15 protein-coding genes, 4 pseudogenes and 1 riboswitch are annotated in these 18,515 nt (G+C 35.0%); of the genes and pseudogenes, 5 read left to right on the forward strand and 14 right to left on the reverse strand.

What is annotated here, in order from left to right; genetic code table 11:
* Nucleotides 1-218: 218 nt before the first annotated feature.
* The 3 genes and pseudogenes from SB773_RS16400 to SB773_RS16410 form a co-directional block, all read right to left on the reverse strand.
* Nucleotides 219-692: pseudogene (locus tag SB773_RS16400) on the reverse strand (SDR family oxidoreductase); the annotation flags it as partial.
* Nucleotides 683-1,888 (reverse strand): M20 family metallopeptidase, encoded by a 1,206-nt coding sequence (locus tag SB773_RS16405; protein WP_410590898.1) that lies wholly within the window; start codon nt 1,886-1,888, stop codon nt 683-685. The gene SB773_RS16405 and the pseudogene SB773_RS16400, both read right to left, overlap by 10 nt.
* 88 nt (nt 1,889-1,976) lie before the next feature.
* A riboswitch (SAM riboswitch) is annotated at nt 1,977-2,078 on the reverse strand.
* A 75-nt stretch (nt 2,079-2,153) separates the two neighbouring features.
* A complete protein-coding gene (locus tag SB773_RS16410) occupies nt 2,154-4,463 on the reverse strand; it encodes an AAA domain-containing protein (protein WP_410590900.1) in 2,310 nt (769 codons plus the stop codon).
* Nucleotides 4,464-4,578: 115 nt separating this feature from the next.
* Between SB773_RS16410 and SB773_RS16415 the strand changes: the two genes are divergently transcribed.
* The 3 genes and pseudogenes from SB773_RS16415 to SB773_RS16425 all read left to right on the forward strand — a co-directional run bounded on the left by SB773_RS16415 (nt 4,579) and on the right by SB773_RS16425 (nt 6,347).
* The gene (locus SB773_RS16415; protein ID WP_016091726.1) at nt 4,579-4,971 is read left to right on the forward strand and encodes a VOC family protein; all 393 of its coding nucleotides are present in this window, start codon (nt 4,579-4,581) and stop codon (nt 4,969-4,971) included.
* Nucleotides 4,972-5,044: 73 nt separating this feature from the next.
* Nucleotides 5,045-5,460: pseudogene (locus tag SB773_RS16420) on the forward strand (VOC family protein).
* Between the two features lie 779 nt (nt 5,461-6,239).
* The gene (locus tag SB773_RS16425) at nt 6,240-6,347 is read left to right on the forward strand and encodes a YjcZ family sporulation protein (RefSeq protein ID WP_098712643.1); all 108 of its coding nucleotides are present in this window, start codon (nt 6,240-6,242) and stop codon (nt 6,345-6,347) included.
* 431 nt (nt 6,348-6,778) lie between these two features.
* On the opposite strand, the gene SB773_RS16430 is transcribed toward SB773_RS16425, so the two are convergent.
* Nucleotides 6,779-7,102: a PepSY domain-containing protein gene (locus SB773_RS16430; protein ID WP_410590903.1), complete on the reverse strand. Its 324-nt coding sequence runs from the start codon at nt 7,100-7,102 to the stop codon at nt 6,779-6,781.
* A gap of 20 nt (nt 7,103-7,122) precedes the next feature.
* A complete protein-coding gene (locus SB773_RS16435) occupies nt 7,123-7,593 on the reverse strand; it encodes a hypothetical protein (RefSeq protein ID WP_002165464.1) in 471 nt (156 codons plus the stop codon).
* 296 nt (nt 7,594-7,889) lie between these two features.
* Between SB773_RS16435 and SB773_RS16440 the strand changes: the two genes are divergently transcribed.
* Together SB773_RS16440 and SB773_RS16445 are read left to right on the forward strand one after the other, a co-directional pair.
* Nucleotides 7,890-8,564, forward strand: coding sequence for a response regulator transcription factor (locus SB773_RS16440; RefSeq protein WP_410590905.1), 675 nt, complete (start codon nt 7,890-7,892; stop codon nt 8,562-8,564).
* Nucleotides 8,561-9,934, forward strand: a complete 1,374-nt coding sequence (locus SB773_RS16445; RefSeq protein WP_341113400.1) for a sensor histidine kinase — start codon at nt 8,561-8,563, stop codon at nt 9,932-9,934. Before SB773_RS16440 ends, SB773_RS16445 begins: the two co-directional genes overlap by 4 nt.
* A 236-nt stretch (nt 9,935-10,170) precedes the next feature.
* On the opposite strand, the gene SB773_RS16450 is transcribed toward SB773_RS16445, so the two are convergent.
* The 9 genes and pseudogenes from SB773_RS16450 to SB773_RS16490 form a co-directional block, all read right to left on the reverse strand.
* Nucleotides 10,171-10,569 (reverse strand): DUF1259 domain-containing protein, encoded by a 399-nt coding sequence (locus SB773_RS16450; protein ID WP_060749934.1) that lies wholly within the window; start codon nt 10,567-10,569, stop codon nt 10,171-10,173.
* A 341-nt stretch (nt 10,570-10,910) separates the two neighbouring features.
* Nucleotides 10,911-11,072 carry a hypothetical protein gene (locus SB773_RS16455; protein ID WP_000441003.1) on the reverse strand — a complete coding sequence of 54 codons (162 nt, stop codon included), beginning with the start codon at nt 11,070-11,072 and terminating at the stop codon, nt 10,911-10,913.
* Between the two features lie 625 nt (nt 11,073-11,697).
* Nucleotides 11,698-12,327, reverse strand: coding sequence for a LysE family translocator (locus SB773_RS16460; RefSeq protein ID WP_410590908.1), 630 nt, complete (start codon nt 12,325-12,327; stop codon nt 11,698-11,700).
* Between the two features lie 209 nt (nt 12,328-12,536).
* Nucleotides 12,537-12,752 (reverse strand): hypothetical protein, encoded by a 216-nt coding sequence (locus tag SB773_RS16465; RefSeq protein WP_002161189.1) that lies wholly within the window; start codon nt 12,750-12,752, stop codon nt 12,537-12,539.
* 350 nt (nt 12,753-13,102) lie between these two features.
* Nucleotides 13,103-14,548, reverse strand: a complete 1,446-nt coding sequence (locus SB773_RS16470; protein ID WP_410590910.1) for a L,D-transpeptidase family protein — start codon at nt 14,546-14,548, stop codon at nt 13,103-13,105.
* Between the two features lie 605 nt (nt 14,549-15,153).
* A pseudogene (locus SB773_RS16475) lies at nt 15,154-15,348 on the reverse strand (alpha/beta hydrolase); the annotation flags it as partial.
* Between the two features lie 42 nt (nt 15,349-15,390).
* A pseudogene (locus SB773_RS16480) lies at nt 15,391-15,705 on the reverse strand (BBE domain-containing protein); the annotation flags it as partial.
* A gap of 165 nt (nt 15,706-15,870) precedes the next feature.
* Nucleotides 15,871-17,700 (reverse strand): FtsX-like permease family protein, encoded by a 1,830-nt coding sequence (locus SB773_RS16485; RefSeq protein WP_410590912.1) that lies wholly within the window; start codon nt 17,698-17,700, stop codon nt 15,871-15,873.
* A gap of 16 nt (nt 17,701-17,716) precedes the next feature.
* On the reverse strand, nt 17,717-18,478 hold the full coding sequence (locus tag SB773_RS16490; protein WP_410590914.1) for an ABC transporter ATP-binding protein: 762 nt from the start codon (nt 18,476-18,478) through the stop codon (nt 17,717-17,719).
* Between the last annotated feature and the right edge of the window lie 37 nt (nt 18,479-18,515).

Raw genomic sequence — 18,515 nt, forward strand, 5'->3', positions numbered from 1 at the left:
TGAACCATCTAAATATCGTTTCACCGCTTGGATTTTTTCTTTTGAAGAAAATTTAGCCATAAAAAATGCACCTCCAAAACGAGAACATTGACATCTTCATGTGAAAATGTACATTTTTTTTGTTTTGGGGTGTTATAAAATTCTTAAGTTGATGGGCATGGGGTGGTGCCTCCATAGCTATTAAAAGATTTTAATTTGATAATTATAGAGTAGTACACCTATAAACAAAAACCACCAGAAACATCTAAAATCTGCCCTGTTACCCAGCGACTATCAGAAGAGGCAAGGAACGCTACTGCATCTGCAATATCTTCTACTTGCCCTATTCGGCCAAAAACAGATGAATTCGTAGCAAAATTTCGTATTTCTGGATTATCTAGCAATTTCGCATTAATATCTGTCTTCGTATATCCCGGCATAATTGTATTAACGGTTATACCTCTTTCTCCAAGATGTTTAGCTAGAGGAAGTGTCATCGTGTTAAGTGCACCTTTACTTAAACCGTATGCAATTGATCCTGTAAAACCAAGTCGTACTTCGGCTGATGAGATGTTAATAATACGCCCTTCTGCTCGCAGTAATGGTAATGTTTGCTGAATTAAGAAGAACGGTGCCTTAATATTGACGGCCATAATTTCATCAAACACTTCTTCTGTCGTATTTTCAATCGTTCCTTGTACACCTATCCCTGATTCCTCTGCGCCTCCCTAAACTCCTCCTTCACCTTCTCTAACAACCCTTCTTCCGTAATTAATCGATATGCCGTATTCGCTAATGCCTTTGCCGATGTAATTAACGCTTTGTCTCCTAGTTCTGAACGAGCTGCTTCTCTAAATTCATTCGTATGCGCAATTAAATCGTCTGGTCCAATTTTAATGTACGGATGAATTGTCGGTACGACTTGGCTTACGTTGCCTGCGTCTGTTGAGCCGATTCCTACTCTTTCTTTACGGTTTACATCTTCACCAAGTTGTTCTAGTTCTTCGGCTACGACGTCATTAAATGTTTCTGTTACGAGCAATTCATCGATTTCATTTTGGAATTGATGAATTTTTACTTTTGTACCTGTTGCTAGTGCTGCTCCTTGTGCGATGTTTCTTACTTTTTCTGTTACTTCCGCACATCTTGTTCTTGTTGCTGCACGGATGAAGAACCTTGCTGCTGCGTAATCTGGAATAATATTAGGCGCTTTTCCTCCTTCTGTAATGACTCCATGAATTTTCACATCTGATGGAAGTTGTTGGCGAAGTGCATTAATACTGTTATAAAGCTGGATAATCGCATCTAATGCGTTTATCCCTTCTTCTGGTGAAGCTGCTGCATGAGCTGTTTTCCCGTAAAAATGAAAATCAAGTGGATCGACCGCTAATGATGGACTTGTCGTCGCTGTTTTTCCGCTCGGATGAATCATAAGCGCCGCATCAATATTTGTAAATAAACCTGCCTTTACATAACTCGATTTTGCGCTACCATTTGGTCCCCCCTCTTCTGCTGGTGTTCCGAACACGACAACTTCCCCGCCGATTTCTTCAAGCGTTTCTGATAATGCGATTGCTGCTGCAACGCTAATTGTTCCAATTAAATTGTGACCGCACGCATGACCGAGTCCTGGTAAAGCATCATACTCAGCTAAAAATGCGATGACCGGTCCTTGTTTTCCGGAACTTTTTCGCGCGATAAACCCTGTTTCATGACCAGCTATATTGTGTTGCAATTGGAATCCTGCGCTTCCTAACAGTAAACTTAACGCTCTTGATGCGTAAAACTCTTGGTTACCAATCTCCGGATTCGCATGAATATCATGACTTGTTTTTATGTATTTTCCCTTATTTCTTTCTATACTCTCTTCAATTGTTTTTCTTTGTGACGTTACTCCTGTCGCTCCCATTTTTCTTCCTCCTTTTATTTTCACGTAAAAAAGCCTCTTTCTAAAAGATAGAAAGAGGCTTCTGTATATACAGTAAAAATGAGCTTCTTTCTTATCTTTCAAGTTACCTTGCTGGAATTGGCACAGTATTCATAAAGAATCCGCTGCCGAGGTTTCGTAGGGCCAGTCCCTCCACCTCTCGTGATAAGAATTTTCATAAAATTATATTAAATTATTTTTATTCTAAGTTCATTCCAGGCAAAAGTCAAGGAATTCCTATCTGAATTTACCGAATATCTAAAAACCCTTTTAATACGCCAATTGTTTCAGGTGCTTGTAATCTTGCACATATGTACGGAAATTCCATACTACCTTCAAACATCATTTGAGATGTAAGAGGTGCCCCTGCCCAAAAGATTTCATCATCGATTACTATAAACGGGAACGCTTTGTTTTGCCTTTGTAATTTTACATTTTTTAATGGAACTGGTCCATCACTATACACCGTTATTTGCGCATTTGTACGCATTAACGCTTGCCATACTCGTTTATCTACTTGCCTTGTACTTGGAAGGGAAATGATAATTTTTCGTTTTGCAGCTAAAATATCTTTCAATAACCCTTTCGGTTCTTCAAGATTCATTTCCATAAACCAGCGTAAACGTTTCGAGATTTTTCGCTCCCACAATTGTCTTGATGTCGTACGGTCATATACATCTCCGTGACGTTCTATATGGGCTGTTAATTGCGACAACGCTTGTTTTCTCGATAAATTTTTACGCATGTAATGGCAATCTGATAATTGAATGAACTTCCCTCTCGCCCTTGTCACTGCAACGTTGACGAGGCGATGATTTTTATGGTCAAAGAATAACACGCCAGGTCGTTCTTGCGGATAACTATCAACCGTATCAAAGATCATCATATCTCTTTCAGACCCTTGAAACTTATGAACTGTCGCCGCTAAAACTGGTATGTTTTGATATTTCGTTCTCTGCAACATTTCTCTAATACACGTTGATAAAAAGCGGGACTGCGCCCTGTACGGCGTAACTACACCGATAGATTGAACACCGTCTAACAATCCAATTAACATCATTTGCATCGCTACTAAACCAGACATAATATTAAAACGAGAACCGGAAGCAGCGTCTTTTAAAGAAAAGGCTCCCATTAAGCTCGTATCAAATAAAACACTCGCCTCATTTGCGAACGGTTGCAGTTTCGCAAGTTCTTTACGCTCTGAAACAGATGGATGATCGTACACTCTATTTTTATAAATAAATGAATTCGTAAACTTCGATATATCCGTATGCATACGTCTTTGCTCCTGCAGCATAAAAAGGTTCGGATGTGCTTCTGATTTATTTACAGAATCAACAATCCCTGCATGATAAAACATATCTTCACCGAGCCATTTTCGAACGAGTTCATGGTTCGCCATCGCAATCGGAGGTAACTGTAAAAAGTCACCACAAACGACAATACGTTTCCCAAGTGAAGCAGCTAATGCGATTTGCGGAACATAAGCCATACTTACTTCATCTACGACAACTAAATCAAATGTACGTTCATAAATAAGTGAATCAATTGCACATTTTGATAGCGTTGCACCGATTACTTTCGCATTTTCAATATATTCTTTTTCTACTTCTTTAATTTTCGCTTTTTGCTTTCGAAGATCACTTTCAATCTCTTGTATACGCTTCTTATCAGCAGAAGTCGCTTTATATGATAAAATCTTTTCACGAAGATCTTGTCGTGTCTCTTCTAAGTAGAGCCTTTCTTCTCCCCAAGATCCGTTCGTCGTTTCAACTAACTTCGACGCAAGTAACGTTTCATGATTTCGTATATGTTCATGTTGACTATAACCGTAACGAACAATTTCTCCAGGCGTCCATTTCTTCTTCTTCTCAATTTGCTTCGTTACTTCACTCATTAATACGTCTACTGCCGCATTACTATGAGCTAACACAAGTACCGATTTTCCTTTTTGATAATGAGCAGAAATAATACGCGATAAATTGTAAGACTTCCCTGTTCCCGGTGGTCCCCACACGTACGTTGTTGGATTGTAAAAAGAACGATACGCCAATTCATTTTTCGTATTTTTCATCTTTTCAATATGTTTCGGACTGCTCGTCCCATCAACAAGACGCTTTATACGATTACGTTTCAGCTTATCTTTATGTGCCTCTTTCAATCTCTCTTGCAGCTGTTCTAGCAATTGCCACGGTTCACTGTATAAAACAGCTTCTCGTATTTCACCTTGTATATAATCATTTAATTTCAGTTCTATTTCTAATCCATGTACAGATAATACTTCCCCTGTTACTTCTTCACCATCGAACTCAATTCGAATTGGTGAACCTTCAGGTAAGCTTACTTCCGAAATAAGCTGAAATACGTATACTGTACTTTCATAATCTGTATATAAGAAACGACCGTTAATGATAGAAATTTTACTACCACCTATCGTCTTCCAATGTTTAATTTCATATGCTAATGCATAATGCCACTCTTTCATCGTTTCCGATAATGAAGGAGTTTGAGTAGTTGTATTCATAGTATAATCTCCTTCCTTCTCCCCAAACATACTTTCTCACTATACCATATTACACTTTAAAATTTGTAAGGTTTTTATCTTGCTTATTTTCTTAATTTTCAATATTATTTTATATATAATTTTCAGAAAGAAGGAAGGAATCTACATGCCAGTTAGAAGAATCGAACACGTTGGACTTATGGTTGCAAACTTAGAAACATCTATTTCATTTTATGAAGAAGTAGTCGGCTTACAACTCATTAAACGTATGGGACATCCAAATCCAGACTTAAAACTCGCTTTTTTAGGTGTGGAAGAATCGAAAGAAACGATACTTGAACTAATTGAAGGTTACAACTCTTCCCTTCCGGCAGAAGGAAAAGTACATCACATTTGTTTTAAGGTAGATTCATTAGAAGATGAAATCAAGAGACTAGAAACCCACAAAGTAACGTTTTTACTAGGTGAAGAAATTGAAACATTACCGGATGGAACACGTTACATATTCTTTGCTGGCCCTGATGGGGAATGGATTGAGTTTTTTGAGACGGAGAGATAAAATATGAAGATGATCAGATAATAATTTTTTACACATAAGGAGATAAAACTATGAAAAAAACAAATTACTAAGAATGGACAATGTCGGCATCGCTGTAGAATCCCTTGATGACGCAATCTCTTTCTTCGAGGAGATGAAGGACGGGCCACTGTCGAAGGTGAATGGGCTGGTCGTGTAACCGGATTGGGTTCTCAGTGCGTAGAGATTGCTATGATGGTTACCCCAGATGGTCACAGCCGAATTGAACTTTCGCGATTTCTCACCCCACCTACTATATCAGATCACCGGACTGCTCCTGTAAATGCCCTCGGTTATCTACGCGTCATGTTCACCGTTGAAGACATTGACGAAATGGTATCTAGACTCACTAAGTATGGTGCTCAGCTCGTTGGCGAAGTGGTTCAGTACGAGAACTCGTATCGGCTCTGCTACATTCGTGGAATCGAAGGACTTCTAATCGGTTTGGCGGAAGAACTTGGTAACAAATAAGTAAGTGACGTTTTATAAAAAGCCTTTACTGAAATATACATTACTGAAGTGAAAATTGAAACAGAAAAGCGGTGTGAAAGTAACTCGAAGAAGTCGGGTACGTCATATAACACGGCATTCACGCTGCGAAAACATTATATGCCAATCCGTCTCGATTTGAAGAAAATTCTTATTCAATAAAAGGGCGCTTTAACGGAGCAACGAAAAAAGCCTAATTTCTCAAATATAAATGTTGAGAAATTGGGCTTTTTAATATGTTCATTTCCTTAACGTTGTAAATCCGCATTTTCCTGACACTACCCCATGCCCATTAACTTAAGAAAAGTAAACACCCCCAAAACAAAAAATGAGCTGACTTCTCAAAATAACTAACTGTAGAGAAAGAAAATTTTCATTTAGGGTGGTACTTCAAAACCTTAGCTTGATGGCGATGTGGGATTACTCCTAAACCAATTAATAGAGCTGTAGCAACCGCTGTGGTACAGGAATCTGGATACCTTCTACAAATAAGAAGTATTGACCATCTACTACTTTAAAACAAACTAATTGCATGGCTAATCCTCCCTTCTGTTAGGATTAATACATTATATTAATTTTTTTATCGCGATAATCAAATAGTCTGTTTTCGCGAAATATATAATATGTTGCTATTCTTAGAATCCTTATGTTTTTTTCAAAAGGACCTGCTCAATTAATCCTTAAAAACATAAAGTAAATTGAATCCATTAAAATACATGAGTGACCTTGAATTTCCCCTCCTACTCAAAGGAGAGATTAAAATGGGCTTTGGTGGTAGTTGTGGCGGAGGCGGCTTTGCTGGAGGATTTGCTTTATTAGTTGTATTATTTATTTTATTAATCATTGTTGGAGCTGCTTGCTTCTGCTAAAAAAACTATCGGAAAAGACACTCTTATATGGGTGTCTTTTCTTTATTACACAATACCAAAGTATACTCTCATTTTCTCGTAAACTTTATGCAATATAATCTTTTTTACCTGCTCATTCTCTCTTCTATCTCGTCGCGCGAGTTATATAGCTCATCAACTTGTTTCATCTTCTTATCATCCATATAAGGGATAGTGTCACATCACCATCAAGCTAAGATTTTAAAATATCTCCAAAACGAAAATTTTATACCTCTACAGTTATTTATGAGAATTCAGCTCATTTTTTCGTTTGGGAGATGAGTGTATTCCTTAACTTGATAGCGATGTAGCGTGCCCCCTTTTAGAATAGTAGAGTATAAACGTGAAAAAAACTCCTAACAAATTTTGTTAGGAGTTTTTAAAATACGTGATATTTTATTGTTCAATATTTTTTAATCTCCATTATTGATTTCTATTGTGCCTGTTCTAGCACTAACCTTTAAAACATTTAATAGATTCTCAGGTGTCTTGATTTCCACTTCATATTCGAATTGAGATTGTGCTAAGTTGTCATCTTCTAATTCGAATTCTTTTTTTACATTAATAATTTCTCCATTTGTATGAGCTAAAGAAATTTCACGAACTTGTTTCTCTGTGTAGTTGTCATTCTTTTTTGCATAATTGTAACCCATACCATAATATCCACCAACAATAGCAATACCACTTACTAAAATAGCAATTACACTTATAATTATTTTCTTTTTATGTTTTAACATTTTCATCCACTCCTTAATGATTAATCATTTATTCCAAATCTTGCTTCAAGTACATTTTCTGCTTGCTCTAATTGATCTTCAAGTATATCTTGTTCTCTTTCTTGTATTTGATATTGTTCAACAGTTATCGTTCCAGCGTGAAAATCTGCTTCTAGCTGATCATCAGATAGATCTATCTTGTCATCTAATTGGTCAATTTCTTTTTTTGCTGCTAAGTACGTATTTAAGTTATCTTCTTTTGCTCCAACTGGTTTCGTATTATTTGCCTTTTCTACAATAGATGTGACTTCGTTTTTGAAATCTTGTGTTTGCTTAGTATCATTCATAGCAGGCCCTGTTTTGTGTGGTTCTTGTTGTAGTTGAGCACCTTCTTTTTGTGATTTATCGTTTTCTACTTTCAGTTGTTGTACTTCTGTATCGTTATCAGCTTGAGTCGAACAAGCTGTTAAGAATAAACAAGACATTGCTCCAATCATCATCCATTTTCCCATTATGTTTTCCTCCCTTTACATGTGCACCTTATCCATGTCCTTATATTACTGAACAAACATTAAAGGAAGATTAATGTGCAAAAAAATAAAGTGAAACTTTAATCAGCCCTCACCAATCGGGCTTTTACGGGCAGCAGGGCTCCCACCTAACTCTCTCGCATTCGCCGAATTTTGAGGTAGGAGTCTTACTGCCCGTTAATACGGGATAAAATGATATAATTAAATAGTTTCTAATCTTTCTTTAATGTTTTGAAATTATAGTGATACATATAAATAAGAAGAAAAGGAGAATGTTAATGCGAGTTCTTATTGTCGAAGATGAACAAGACTTACAAAATATATTAGTAAAACGATTAAATGCAGAATATTATAGTGTCGATGGATGTGGGAATGGAGAAGATGCATTAGATTATATAAGCATGGCTACCTACGATTTGATTGTGCTTGACATTATGATTCCCGGAATAGATGGTTTACAAGTATTACAAAGATTACGCGCGGACAATAATACCACTCCTGTCTTGCTTCTTACAGCTAAAGATACAATTGATGATCGCGTAACAGGACTCGACTTAGGTGCGGACGATTATTTAGTAAAGCCGTTTGCTTTTGATGAACTGTTAGCAAGAATTCGAGTGTTGATGCGAAGAAAAACAGGAAATACATCTAATGTGTTTGAAATCGCTGACCTATTGGTGGATTGCAATATGCATAAAGTAACAAGAGGAGATCAAGTTATCAATCTTTCCAGTAAAGAATTTGCTATTTTAGAATATATGATTCGTAATAAAGAAGTTGTGTTGACACGAGATAAAATTGAGCAACATGTGTGGAATTACGACTATGAAGGTGGCTCGAATATTATTGATGTTTACGTCCGATACCTTCGTAAAAAAATTGATAGCCAGTTTGAAACGAAGTTAATTCATACTGTACGAGGCACTGGTTACGTATTGCGAGTTGAATCATGAAAAGACTATCAATAAAAATGAGAGTGACCCTATGGTATACGGGGCTAGTTGTAATTATTATGGCACTCGTGTTAGCTTTTATTTTAACTTCTTCAGATAAAGTTGTGCTCTTTAATATGAAAAATCAATTGAAGAGCACAGTAAAAGAAAGTGTTGAAGATATCGAATATAAGCATGGACAGTTAAAGATTGACGATGAATTTGAAGCCTTAGAAGATGGAGTAAATATCATCATTTATAGTAAACAAGGTGAGCTGCTGGCAGGACATAATCCAACAACCTTTAATAAAAAGGTATCGCTTAAATCCGATGAAATACAAACCATTAAAGACGGTAATAAGGAATGGATAGTATATGATTTTCTCCATAATGTAGGCGGCGATGAGCAAGTCTGGGTTCGTGGCATAATGACCATGAATCAATTATCATCGACCATGAATACGCTTATTGTGGTAACACTCATCTCATTTCCATTGCTTATTCTCATTGCGGCAGTGGGAGGATATTTTATTACGCAAAGAGCGTTTCGACCTGTGCAACAAATGAGTGATTCAGCCAGTGAAATTGGTGATGGTAAAGACCTTTCGAAGAGAATTAATTTACAAGGTTCATCGAAAGACGAAATGTATCATTTAGCACAAACCTTTGACAAAATGTTTGAGCGATTGGAGACATCATTCGAAAGTGAAAAACAATTTACATCTGACGCATCTCATGAATTAAGAACACCAACATCTGTTATTATTTCGCAATGCGAATACGCTTTATCGCAGAGGAATAATCCGAAAGAAATGGAAGAATCGTTAGAAGTAATTTTAAGGCAATCGCGTAAAATGTCCGCGTTAATCTCGCAACTCTTATTATTAGCACGAGTTGACCAAGAAAAGCATAATACTTTTCAATTTGAATGTATCAATATGAGTGAATTAACGGAAATCGTTGTAGAAGAGCTTTCATTAATGGTTCAAGAAGCTTCGATTAATATAACAACAAATATAGAGGAAGACCTGTTTATTAAAGCAGATCAAACATTGATGATGCGTTTATTAATGAATTTACTAACGAATGCGATTGCTTATAGCAAAGCGAACGGCACTGTGAATATGCAACTGTTCCGGGATGAAACCAACATAATAGGTAAAGTCTCCGATAATGGCATAGGCATCAGCGAGCAACATATTGCGAAAATATGGGACCGCTTCTATCGAGTTGACGCAGCACGAACATCTTCAAACAATGGAAACACAGGTTTAGGATTGTCGATGGTAAAATGGATTATAGAACTACACGGAGGAGAAATTACCGTTGAAAGTGAATTAGGAGAAGGCAGTACTTTTACATTTAAACTACCTATTGAAAACCGAGCATAATGTATGCTCGGTTTTAGCTTTAGAATAAAGATTGATTAAAAAGCTCTCTTCAGTCCTTATTTAAAAGTAAATACAAAAACTCCATTTTGAAAAAAAGCGATCAAAATGGAGTTAATCTTTTTAGCTATATATGAGATTTTATAAAACCATCTACTTAAATCTATTTTCCAAGTATACCATTCAACAATCTGAAATATTCTAATCAACACAATCACTCATTTAACTAAAAAAATTGGTTAATTGCATAACGCTCTTCTGACTTTCCTTGCGAAAATTAGTGGATCATCAACGTCTTCGATATTAACGTAAATTAAATTTGGATCATCACATAACCACTCATTGTGTATAGACGAAACGATTATTCCTTGTTTAATAATTGTAGCAACAAATTCAGTGACTTCCTTTTGTAAGAGTGCTACCCGCCCTAGACATAATGCCCGTCCAGTTTTATTATCTCGTGATTCGAATGAGAAGGAAGTTGTTACTCTAAAACGTTTCCCCAAGATTGTTGCTTGTATTTCATCCCGATTTATTGTTGCCACGCATTTTCCACCGGCGAATCCTTCTTGGCCACCGATAATTCTTGCAAACTGTTGACAAATTAATTCATCATTAATCGCCATGCCTTTAATCATCCCCCCTTTTACTGTTAGGTTATGAATGAATACATCGGTCTGAAACGGTAATGAATCTATTCTATTACAAAAAAGATGATGGCAATCTAACGAAATCTATTAGCTCAATTATTCTTGATTATTTGAATTAACTCGGCTATATATGTTAAGACATTTTTAGAGAGCATAAAAAAGACACCCTAAGGTGCCATCCTCCGACTTGAGAATCATATCTATGTATGGAGAAATTTAGAAAAGACAAATACAAAAGAGAAGGTTCTAACTATAATTTATAGAGCTCTTATACCATGAATTACTTACATACATATTTCCTTATTTACCCGAAGAAGAATCCCGTTATATTACTTTCTGATCAGTCTCGTTAAAGCCATCCCAATAAATCCAGCACCCATCCCTATTAGCCATCCAGCATGAGTATCACCTAATATAGATCCCACTCCTCCGCCAAGAAACATGCAGCCAACGAATACTAATCCTCCAATTCCCCAATTCGGCCGTTCCATAATTCAATCACATCCCTTCAATAAAACATATGCGATTAACTAGCCTAACTTTCTTGCATAGGATAGTTAATTATTTTGCTTAGGTTTAGCACTTTCAGGGAATTCAAAAGATGCGGAAATTGAGCCATTTGAATGGATTGCAGAAGGTGAATTTAATTTTTTTATATTATAATAACTTAACGAAATCTGTTAGCTCAATTATTCTTGATCATATGAATTGTTACCAGAGTTTAAATGGTGCAGAATTTTTTTGTTATAAGGTGTTTTTCCTTTTCAGCTTGATGGGTATGGGGTGCTACTCCATCGCTATTAAGTTAAGAAACACATTCTTTCCCAAATGTTCAGTTAAAAAATGTCTTAGACTGCATTTAGTTGGTATAACTAGATTCCTCTATTCTAGTTTTCTAAATGTAATACTGGAAAAGATTTAACCTTGTCATTGGAGGGCACATATATTCATGACAATTAATTAAAATAGACCCTGCACTATGAAATAAATTTTTAGATAAACCAAAATAACAAGCAAAAAGCCCCTTCAAATTTGAAGGGGCTTTTTAATATATAGAAATTAGCTTAAATTAAAGATAACATCTCTTAAAAGGGGGCATTTTTTTATTATTCAAGTTTATTGAGGAGCCTTCGTTTGAAGCAACTTTAAACCCATACCAATAAAAATCAGTCCTGTTACTTTATTTAGAATCATTCCTACCTTTTGATTTCCTCTTAATTTTTTTGTGACATATGAAGAGAAAAAAGCAACAAATAAACACCACAATAGTCCAGTTACTGTAAAAGTAATTCCTAAAATGATAAAAGGCATAGGAGCTGAAGCCTTTGTATCTATAAATTGCGGAAGAAACGCAATAAAGAATAAAGAGACTTTTGGATTCGTAAGACTTGTTAAGAGTCCTTGTAAATATATCTTTCTAATGTTCAATTTATTGGATGAGGCTTGAAAAGCTACATTTGTCTTATCAAGTATCATTTTAATTCCTAAATATACAAGATAGATAACACCTATAACCTTAATGGTGTTAAATAACACAATGGATTTTGTAAGTATAATAGATAAACCAAAAGCAACCAATAATGTATGAACTAAAGAACCAGTAATAATACCAAAAACAGAATACACACCTGCTTTTCTACCTTGTGAAATACTTCTCCCCACAATATACATGGTGTCTGCACCAGGAATTAGATTTAATAAAATCCCTGTTAGTAAAAACACTTCGTAATTAATAATACCGTACATTCTAGCACCCCTATCTATTTTTTTGGCGCCCTTATTGATATTAAATGAAATAAAAGAAAAAGAAAAGTGTTTTCTATTTATTCAATAAAATTAGTGAATTTTCGATTTACAACCGATAAAACTGATGGAGTGTATCATTCGTATTGCGGACCCAAAACTCACTATTGAATAAGTAAAACCCCAGAAATCCAAAGATCTCTGGGGCTTCATTATATATTTAGCTCTTTTTGCTTTTTATTTTGTTTATGTCTATAAAGCAATTTTCGACTTATGAGAGAAATCAGTAATAAGATCAGTATCAGTACGAAAAGTTGCATAAATGATAAATCAAAATATTTAGCGCCTGTAACTATTAAAAGTGTAGAAATTGTGCCTTTTACAATGAAAAAAATAATAATCCATAATCCGCCTTTTTTCCAGTTCATTTTTATTTTACCCTTTCCTACGCTTAAATTCTTAAATGGGACACCTTAATAGAAATCTATTATATTAATAAAAAAGTAAACTTTTTCACAAAAATCATGTCCAATTACATGCGACGATTTCATAATAAATGAAAATGATATTCAGTGTCAATTTTATTGACTATTTGAATATCTATTTATCATCTCAATCTCTTTCTACTTCGTTTCTTATAGGCAATGAACTCTTGTTTTCAAACAAAAAACACCTCCATTGAAATTGCACACTTAGTATGCAATTTCACGAGGTGTTTTTTCATGTACCATCAGATAAGATTTCCTGCTTTATTTATTTCTTGATACGTAGCTATTTTCTAGTACACAATAACTGGATCATTAGTGTTCAAACTATCATATACAGTTTTTGCAACATTAGGAAGAAGGTTGACACACCCACCTGATCCCCCTGTTAAATAGGCATTATTCGCCCAGTTTGTTCGCCAGCCAGCATCATGGAATCCTTGACCGCTATTTGTGAATGGAACCCAGTAATCTACTTTAACTGCATAATCAGCTTTACCTACTGCGCTTCCTTTCAGCGTGTATGGTGTTCGTTTATATAGAACGTACCACACACCTGGTGATGTATCTTCACTCGTGCTATGTTTACCAGTTACTACATTTGTTGTGACTGCTAATTTTCCATCTTTATAAATCCAAATTTGTTGCCCTGCAATTGAAACTTCCGCATACGTGTCTCCGATGCCATTATTCGATGTTGTTTCATAACCGATACCTTCCTTCTCCCAACCATTTCCGTGAATATTAGAAGCAGAAAGTGATTTTTCGCCTTTCTCAAAGGCTTGTTGAACTTGTTTTGTTTCTTTTTCAACATCTAGTGCCCAGCCATAGCCTTGTCCTTTTACTGATATAACCGAACCGGAATGAGTTTTAAAGCTGAAATTTTTATTTAATGTTGATTTAGCATTATTAATTTCAGCAATCTTATTCTTAATCTCGCTCTCATCGATTGTAACTTTCATATCCTTTGACATAGAGGCATTTTGAATTAAATCTTTCGCTTTTAAAGGATACACTTCATTCTGCACTTTATACTCAACAGACTGCCCAAGAAGATTCTGTAGTGCTTTCTCCTCTTTTTTGATAATCGGATCGTCTTCTTTAATAGGCTGTATGTATGTAGACTTCAGATGAATTTCGCTTTTATATTTCTGCTTGTCGTAATCTTTCAATAGACTAGTAACGTCATACTGTTTGCCATCAACACTCTTCGAAATAACAATTTTTCCTTGTTCGAGCTTCGCCATAGCATCTTGAGGTGCTTTTAATTCTTTATTCATAGAAACAAGCTTTTCTTCTACAAGTTTTTTCATCGTTTCACTACGATACTGATCTGCCTTTTCTGGTAGCACTGAATAATTTTTTTCCTTTGAAGAAGGGAAAAATGTCCACTGGCTTTTTAATAGTTTCTTAACTTGAGGCAAATCTTTTTCCGTAAGTTCTGTTTTTGTCTCTTTTTCATCTAAAATTTGTTGTTGATCAACATAGACTTTGTTTTCTAGTCCAGATGTTTTTAATTTCTGTATTGCCTGATCAGCGTTCAGACCACCGACTTTTGTGTCATTAATCGTAACATTTGAATTGAAGTGAGTTGCCTGATAATAACTCATTCCTCCAATGAGAAGTACAATTACACCAACACCCGCTGCAATAAGCTTCCAATTTGTAAAACGTTTGCTTGATCTTACTCGTTTTCTCTCAACTTCTTCAACTGATTCATTTATTGGATTGTTGTTCATCAATCTTTCCCCCGTATACATTAACGTCAATCGATTTTAAACTAAAACCATTGACTAGTGTACCTTATTTTTCCTAAAATTTCATTATTTTTAAAAAGATTTTATCGCATTTAATTAATTAAATTCAGATTTTTCAATAGTACGATACATTGAATAACCCTTTACAAGTAATAAAGTGAAACTTTAATCAACTGTTACACCAAGGGATTTAGCTAAATCTCTTGTGAAAGCTTTTTCTCTTTACGTAAAATACGAAGTATGTTCTCCATTTTTATGAACATCACCCCTAATTTTGCCAAAAACTTTTACATTATTAGTTTATATAATTCCGTTATTAATGTTAATTTTTTTTTACATTTCAAAAAAATAAACGATAATCCTTCTACATCTTAGATAGAAAGAATACCGTTTTTTCGTTTAGAGTATTTGTATATACTTCCAAATATTAAGATGCTAGCATGGATGATGCCCCCAGGTATGAGAATCTAAAGTATTTGAATAAGAAACTTTACTCCGTTCGTTATAGTTATTTACATCATAATATAATTATATATATTTCTATCTTAAGGACTGAAAATAGCTATTTAAAAATATGGTTGCTAATTTCAGTTTGATCTTCCTTGCACCCACGTAGCAATATCATTTATAACGTACTCAGGGATATTAGCAGGACTATAATATTCATCCGATTGACTTAATTCTCCATCTCCTTCTGTAAAGAAGTGATTTAACTTTGGATATAGTCGATAATCAATGTTATCTCTCTCTTTTAATTGTTCTTTCCAAAAAGGATTATCTATCATTCTTTATAAATTGCAAAATTTAAGGCCGACAAAAGATTTCTATTTTTTATAAACAGGTGGAATGCTTTGTGGAAAATTGAAAATATCTTCTGGGTCGTATTTAGCCTTCACTTGAGTCAATCGTTTGAAGTTTTCACCATAATACAAATCTGACCAATCTTTCATTGAGAGATCAGGTGTGTTAACATAGACACCTTTTGTAAAAGGAATCAACGCGTGACGAAAAGCTTCTACCCAACGAATCCCTTGTGCAGCTCCCTCAGGTTTGTCCCACGTGGAAAATAACACCATATTCATTAGAGCTTTTCGATAAAAATAAGCAGTTGCTTCCTCTGGTACTGCAGAAACAGTGCCCCTTCTTAGATAAAAGATAAATTTTTAATTTAAAATCTAAAATAAATAATAGATGGACCGTAGTGCTAGTCCATCTATTATTTCTAAATTTCTTGTACCCATTCAGGATAATCAATAAAACGGGGTCTGATTATGTTGATACTTTTTATAAATAACATCATTACATTAATTTTTTTTCGGGAGTACAATTCCTTTAAATAATTGAACAGTAATCAAGTAATAAATCGAGTAAATTACTACAAAAATAACAAGTGGTAACCAAATACGAAAGTACGGATCGATTACAAGAGGGCTAAACATGTTCATACCAACTAATATATGAGTAATCCCCACAATTGCGGGGAATAAGAATATGAAGAATAACTCTTTATAAATTGATTTTGTTAATAATTCTCGGCGGACACCAATTTTACGAAGCATTTGATAACGTGCTACATCTTTTGATGCTCCCGACAGAACTTTAAACATTAAGCAACTTGCCATCATTGCTAAAAATGCAACTCCAACGAAAAAACCCATAAACATTAGTCCGCTGGCAAAATCACGACTCATAATATATGTTTGATACTTACTATCCAATTCTTCCGCTTTCACATTTTTATATTTTGCTATCTGTAATTCATCAAGTTTTTTCCATTCTTTTATGTATGATCCAAAATCATCTGTTTTTCCCATAAACACAGTACTTTCTTTACCCTTCAACCCATCGTATATGTTTTGATCTACAATTTTCATTTCATAATCAGGATACAAATAATTTGGCTGGATCGTTCTGAAAGCCTGGATCCATTGTTTTGTGTCTGTCTCTCCTTTAACCCATTTTATTGAAAATGCATCAATTGGTATTCCCTCTGAAACTTTCTCTATTTTCATACCTTGTATGAAAGGGCGATTTTTCTCTACATCTTCTTTAAGATAATAAACATACCTATCATCCACTTTGTAATGATATTCAAGCTTTTCTTGAAATAAGATACTACCCAAAATTGTCTTTTCTTCCGCTGTTGGATTATGAATGACTGAATCGTAAATTCGCATTTGATCTGTCATGTTTACGATGTTGTTTTTAAATGCCATACCACAAGCAATTCCGCCAGCACCAAGAGCCACTAAGATTGCTACTGTTGCAAGCACATTTGTTAGACCATTAATGCGGAAATTTAATTGTGCAAAAGTAAAAGCATTGAGGCCTTTTTCACTACGTTTTTTATTACTCTTTAGCTTGTTAATCATAACTGGGAGAAGTGATCCAAATATAAGGTAAGTACCAACGGTTGATGAGATTAATCCAACGGCCATTAATCCCAAAACAATTAGCGAATTTGCATATGACATATAAATCAGTGATGCATAACCAATACCTAATAAAAGAATACCAAGGAATGCAATTACAACTGTCATTTTTCCTTTTATGGCAACACGTTCTGTTTGTTCATCTGCATGTACAAGTTGCAGTACAGAAATACGAGATAATTTAATACTATTCATAATTGCCGATAAAACAAATAGTGCAAAGAAGAAGACACAAGTAATAGCTATAGATGGCAGATAAAATGCTTTATAACCTTCGCCAACAAACTCGAGTTGTTTCATTAACAGCTGACCGATACCTTCTGCAAGTCCTACACCAATTGTAATTCCAATCAAAAGAGATGTGGCACCTAATATGATTGTTTCGATAAACATAAGTAAGGTAACTTTATGCTTTTTTGCTCCTAACATCATATACATACCAAATTCTTTTTGACGAAGAGCTGATAAGAAAGAGTTTGCATATAAAATATAGAAAAATGTGATAACCGCTAACAAAAAGGAACCAATTTTAAATACAGACACAATATCCCTAATAGAAGAGTTAGATTCAAGGAACGTTTTATTGGATGCTAGCGTTTGAAACATATAAAAAGTTGAAATAGAGACAATAAGACCAACAAGTAAAACAATGTAATCTTGCAACTTACTTTTTAGGCCTGACATAGAAAGCTTAAATAACATGATTGAACTTCCTTCCTTACGCTTTTTGTGTGCCTAAGTTTGCAAGCACTTCTAAAATTTCTTTATAGAATTCTTCACGGGTACCACCGCGATGAATTTCTTTATATAACTCACCATCTTGAATGAATAAAATACGCTGACAGTAACTTGCGCTGTAAGGATCATGCGTAACCATCATGATGGATACACCTTGCTCTTTATTTAAGGTTGTCATGGCATTAAGTAAACTCGTTGCATTTTTAGAATCTAGAGCTCCAGTCGGCTCGTCTCCTAAAATAATTGCAGGTTCATGAACTAACGCACGTGCTGCTGCGGAACGTTGCTTTTGTCCACCAGATACTTCAGATGGATACTTTTGAAGTATTGCTGAAATTCCTAACATATCAGCTACCTTTTCTACTCTCGGCCCAATATTATGTGATGAAACACCTTGAAGTGAAAGTGGAAGTGCAATGTTCTCATAAATAGATAAGTTCTCTAATAAATTAAAGTCTTGGAAAATGAACCCTAACTTTTGTGAACGGAAATCAGAAAGTTCACCTTGCTTCATTTTCGTAATATCCGTTCCTGCAATTTCAACAACGCCGCCTGTCGCTTTATCTAACGTTGAAATTACATTTAATAATGTTGTTTTACCAGAACCAGATGGCCCCATAACACCGACAAACTCCCCCTCTTGAATTGAGAATGATACACCTTTTAATGCGTGTGATTGATTCTCACCTTTTTTACCGTACAATTTTTGAATATTTTTTACATTTACAACTGGTTTTATCATATATATCCTCCTACGTTTTTTTATTTCATTACAATAA

Source organism: Bacillus sp. SIMBA_074, from assembly GCF_046534555.1.
Taxonomy (GTDB): Bacteria; Bacillota; Bacilli; order Bacillales; family Bacillaceae_G; genus Bacillus_A; species Bacillus_A mycoides.

Coding starts and splice junctions, on each gene's coding strand:
- SB773_RS16425 (WP_098712643.1), top strand. CDS start 6,240: ATGGGCTTTGGTGGTAGTTGTGGCGGAGGCGGCTTTGCTGGAGGATTT.
- SB773_RS16455 (WP_000441003.1), bottom strand. CDS start 11,072: ATGGAACGGCCGAATTGGGGAATTGGAGGATTAGTATTCGTTGGCTGC.
- SB773_RS16445 (WP_341113400.1), top strand. CDS start 8,561: ATGAAAAGACTATCAATAAAAATGAGAGTGACCCTATGGTATACGGGG.
- SB773_RS16405 (WP_410590898.1), bottom strand. CDS start 1,888: ATGGGAGCGACAGGAGTAACGTCACAAAGAAAAACAATTGAAGAGAGT.
- SB773_RS16410 (WP_410590900.1), bottom strand. CDS start 4,463: ATGTTTGGGGAGAAGGAAGGAGATTATACTATGAATACAACTACTCAA.
- SB773_RS16465 (WP_002161189.1), bottom strand. CDS start 12,752: ATGAACTGGAAAAAAGGCGGATTATGGATTATTATTTTTTTCATTGTA.
- SB773_RS16470 (WP_410590910.1), bottom strand. CDS start 14,548: ATGAACAACAATCCAATAAATGAATCAGTTGAAGAAGTTGAGAGAAAA.
- SB773_RS16490 (WP_410590914.1), bottom strand. CDS start 18,478: ATGATAAAACCAGTTGTAAATGTAAAAAATATTCAAAAATTGTACGGT.
- SB773_RS16460 (WP_410590908.1), bottom strand. CDS start 12,327: ATGTACGGTATTATTAATTACGAAGTGTTTTTACTAACAGGGATTTTA.
- SB773_RS16430 (WP_410590903.1), bottom strand. CDS start 7,102: ATGTTAAAACATAAAAAGAAAATAATTATAAGTGTAATTGCTATTTTA.
- SB773_RS16450 (WP_060749934.1), bottom strand. CDS start 10,569: ATGATTAAAGGCATGGCGATTAATGATGAATTAATTTGTCAACAGTTT.
- SB773_RS16435 (WP_002165464.1), bottom strand. CDS start 7,593: ATGGGAAAATGGATGATGATTGGAGCAATGTCTTGTTTATTCTTAACA.
- SB773_RS16485 (WP_410590912.1), bottom strand. CDS start 17,700: ATGTTATTTAAGCTTTCTATGTCAGGCCTAAAAAGTAAGTTGCAAGAT.
- SB773_RS16440 (WP_410590905.1), top strand. CDS start 7,890: ATGCGAGTTCTTATTGTCGAAGATGAACAAGACTTACAAAATATATTA.
- SB773_RS16415 (WP_016091726.1), top strand. CDS start 4,579: ATGCCAGTTAGAAGAATCGAACACGTTGGACTTATGGTTGCAAACTTA.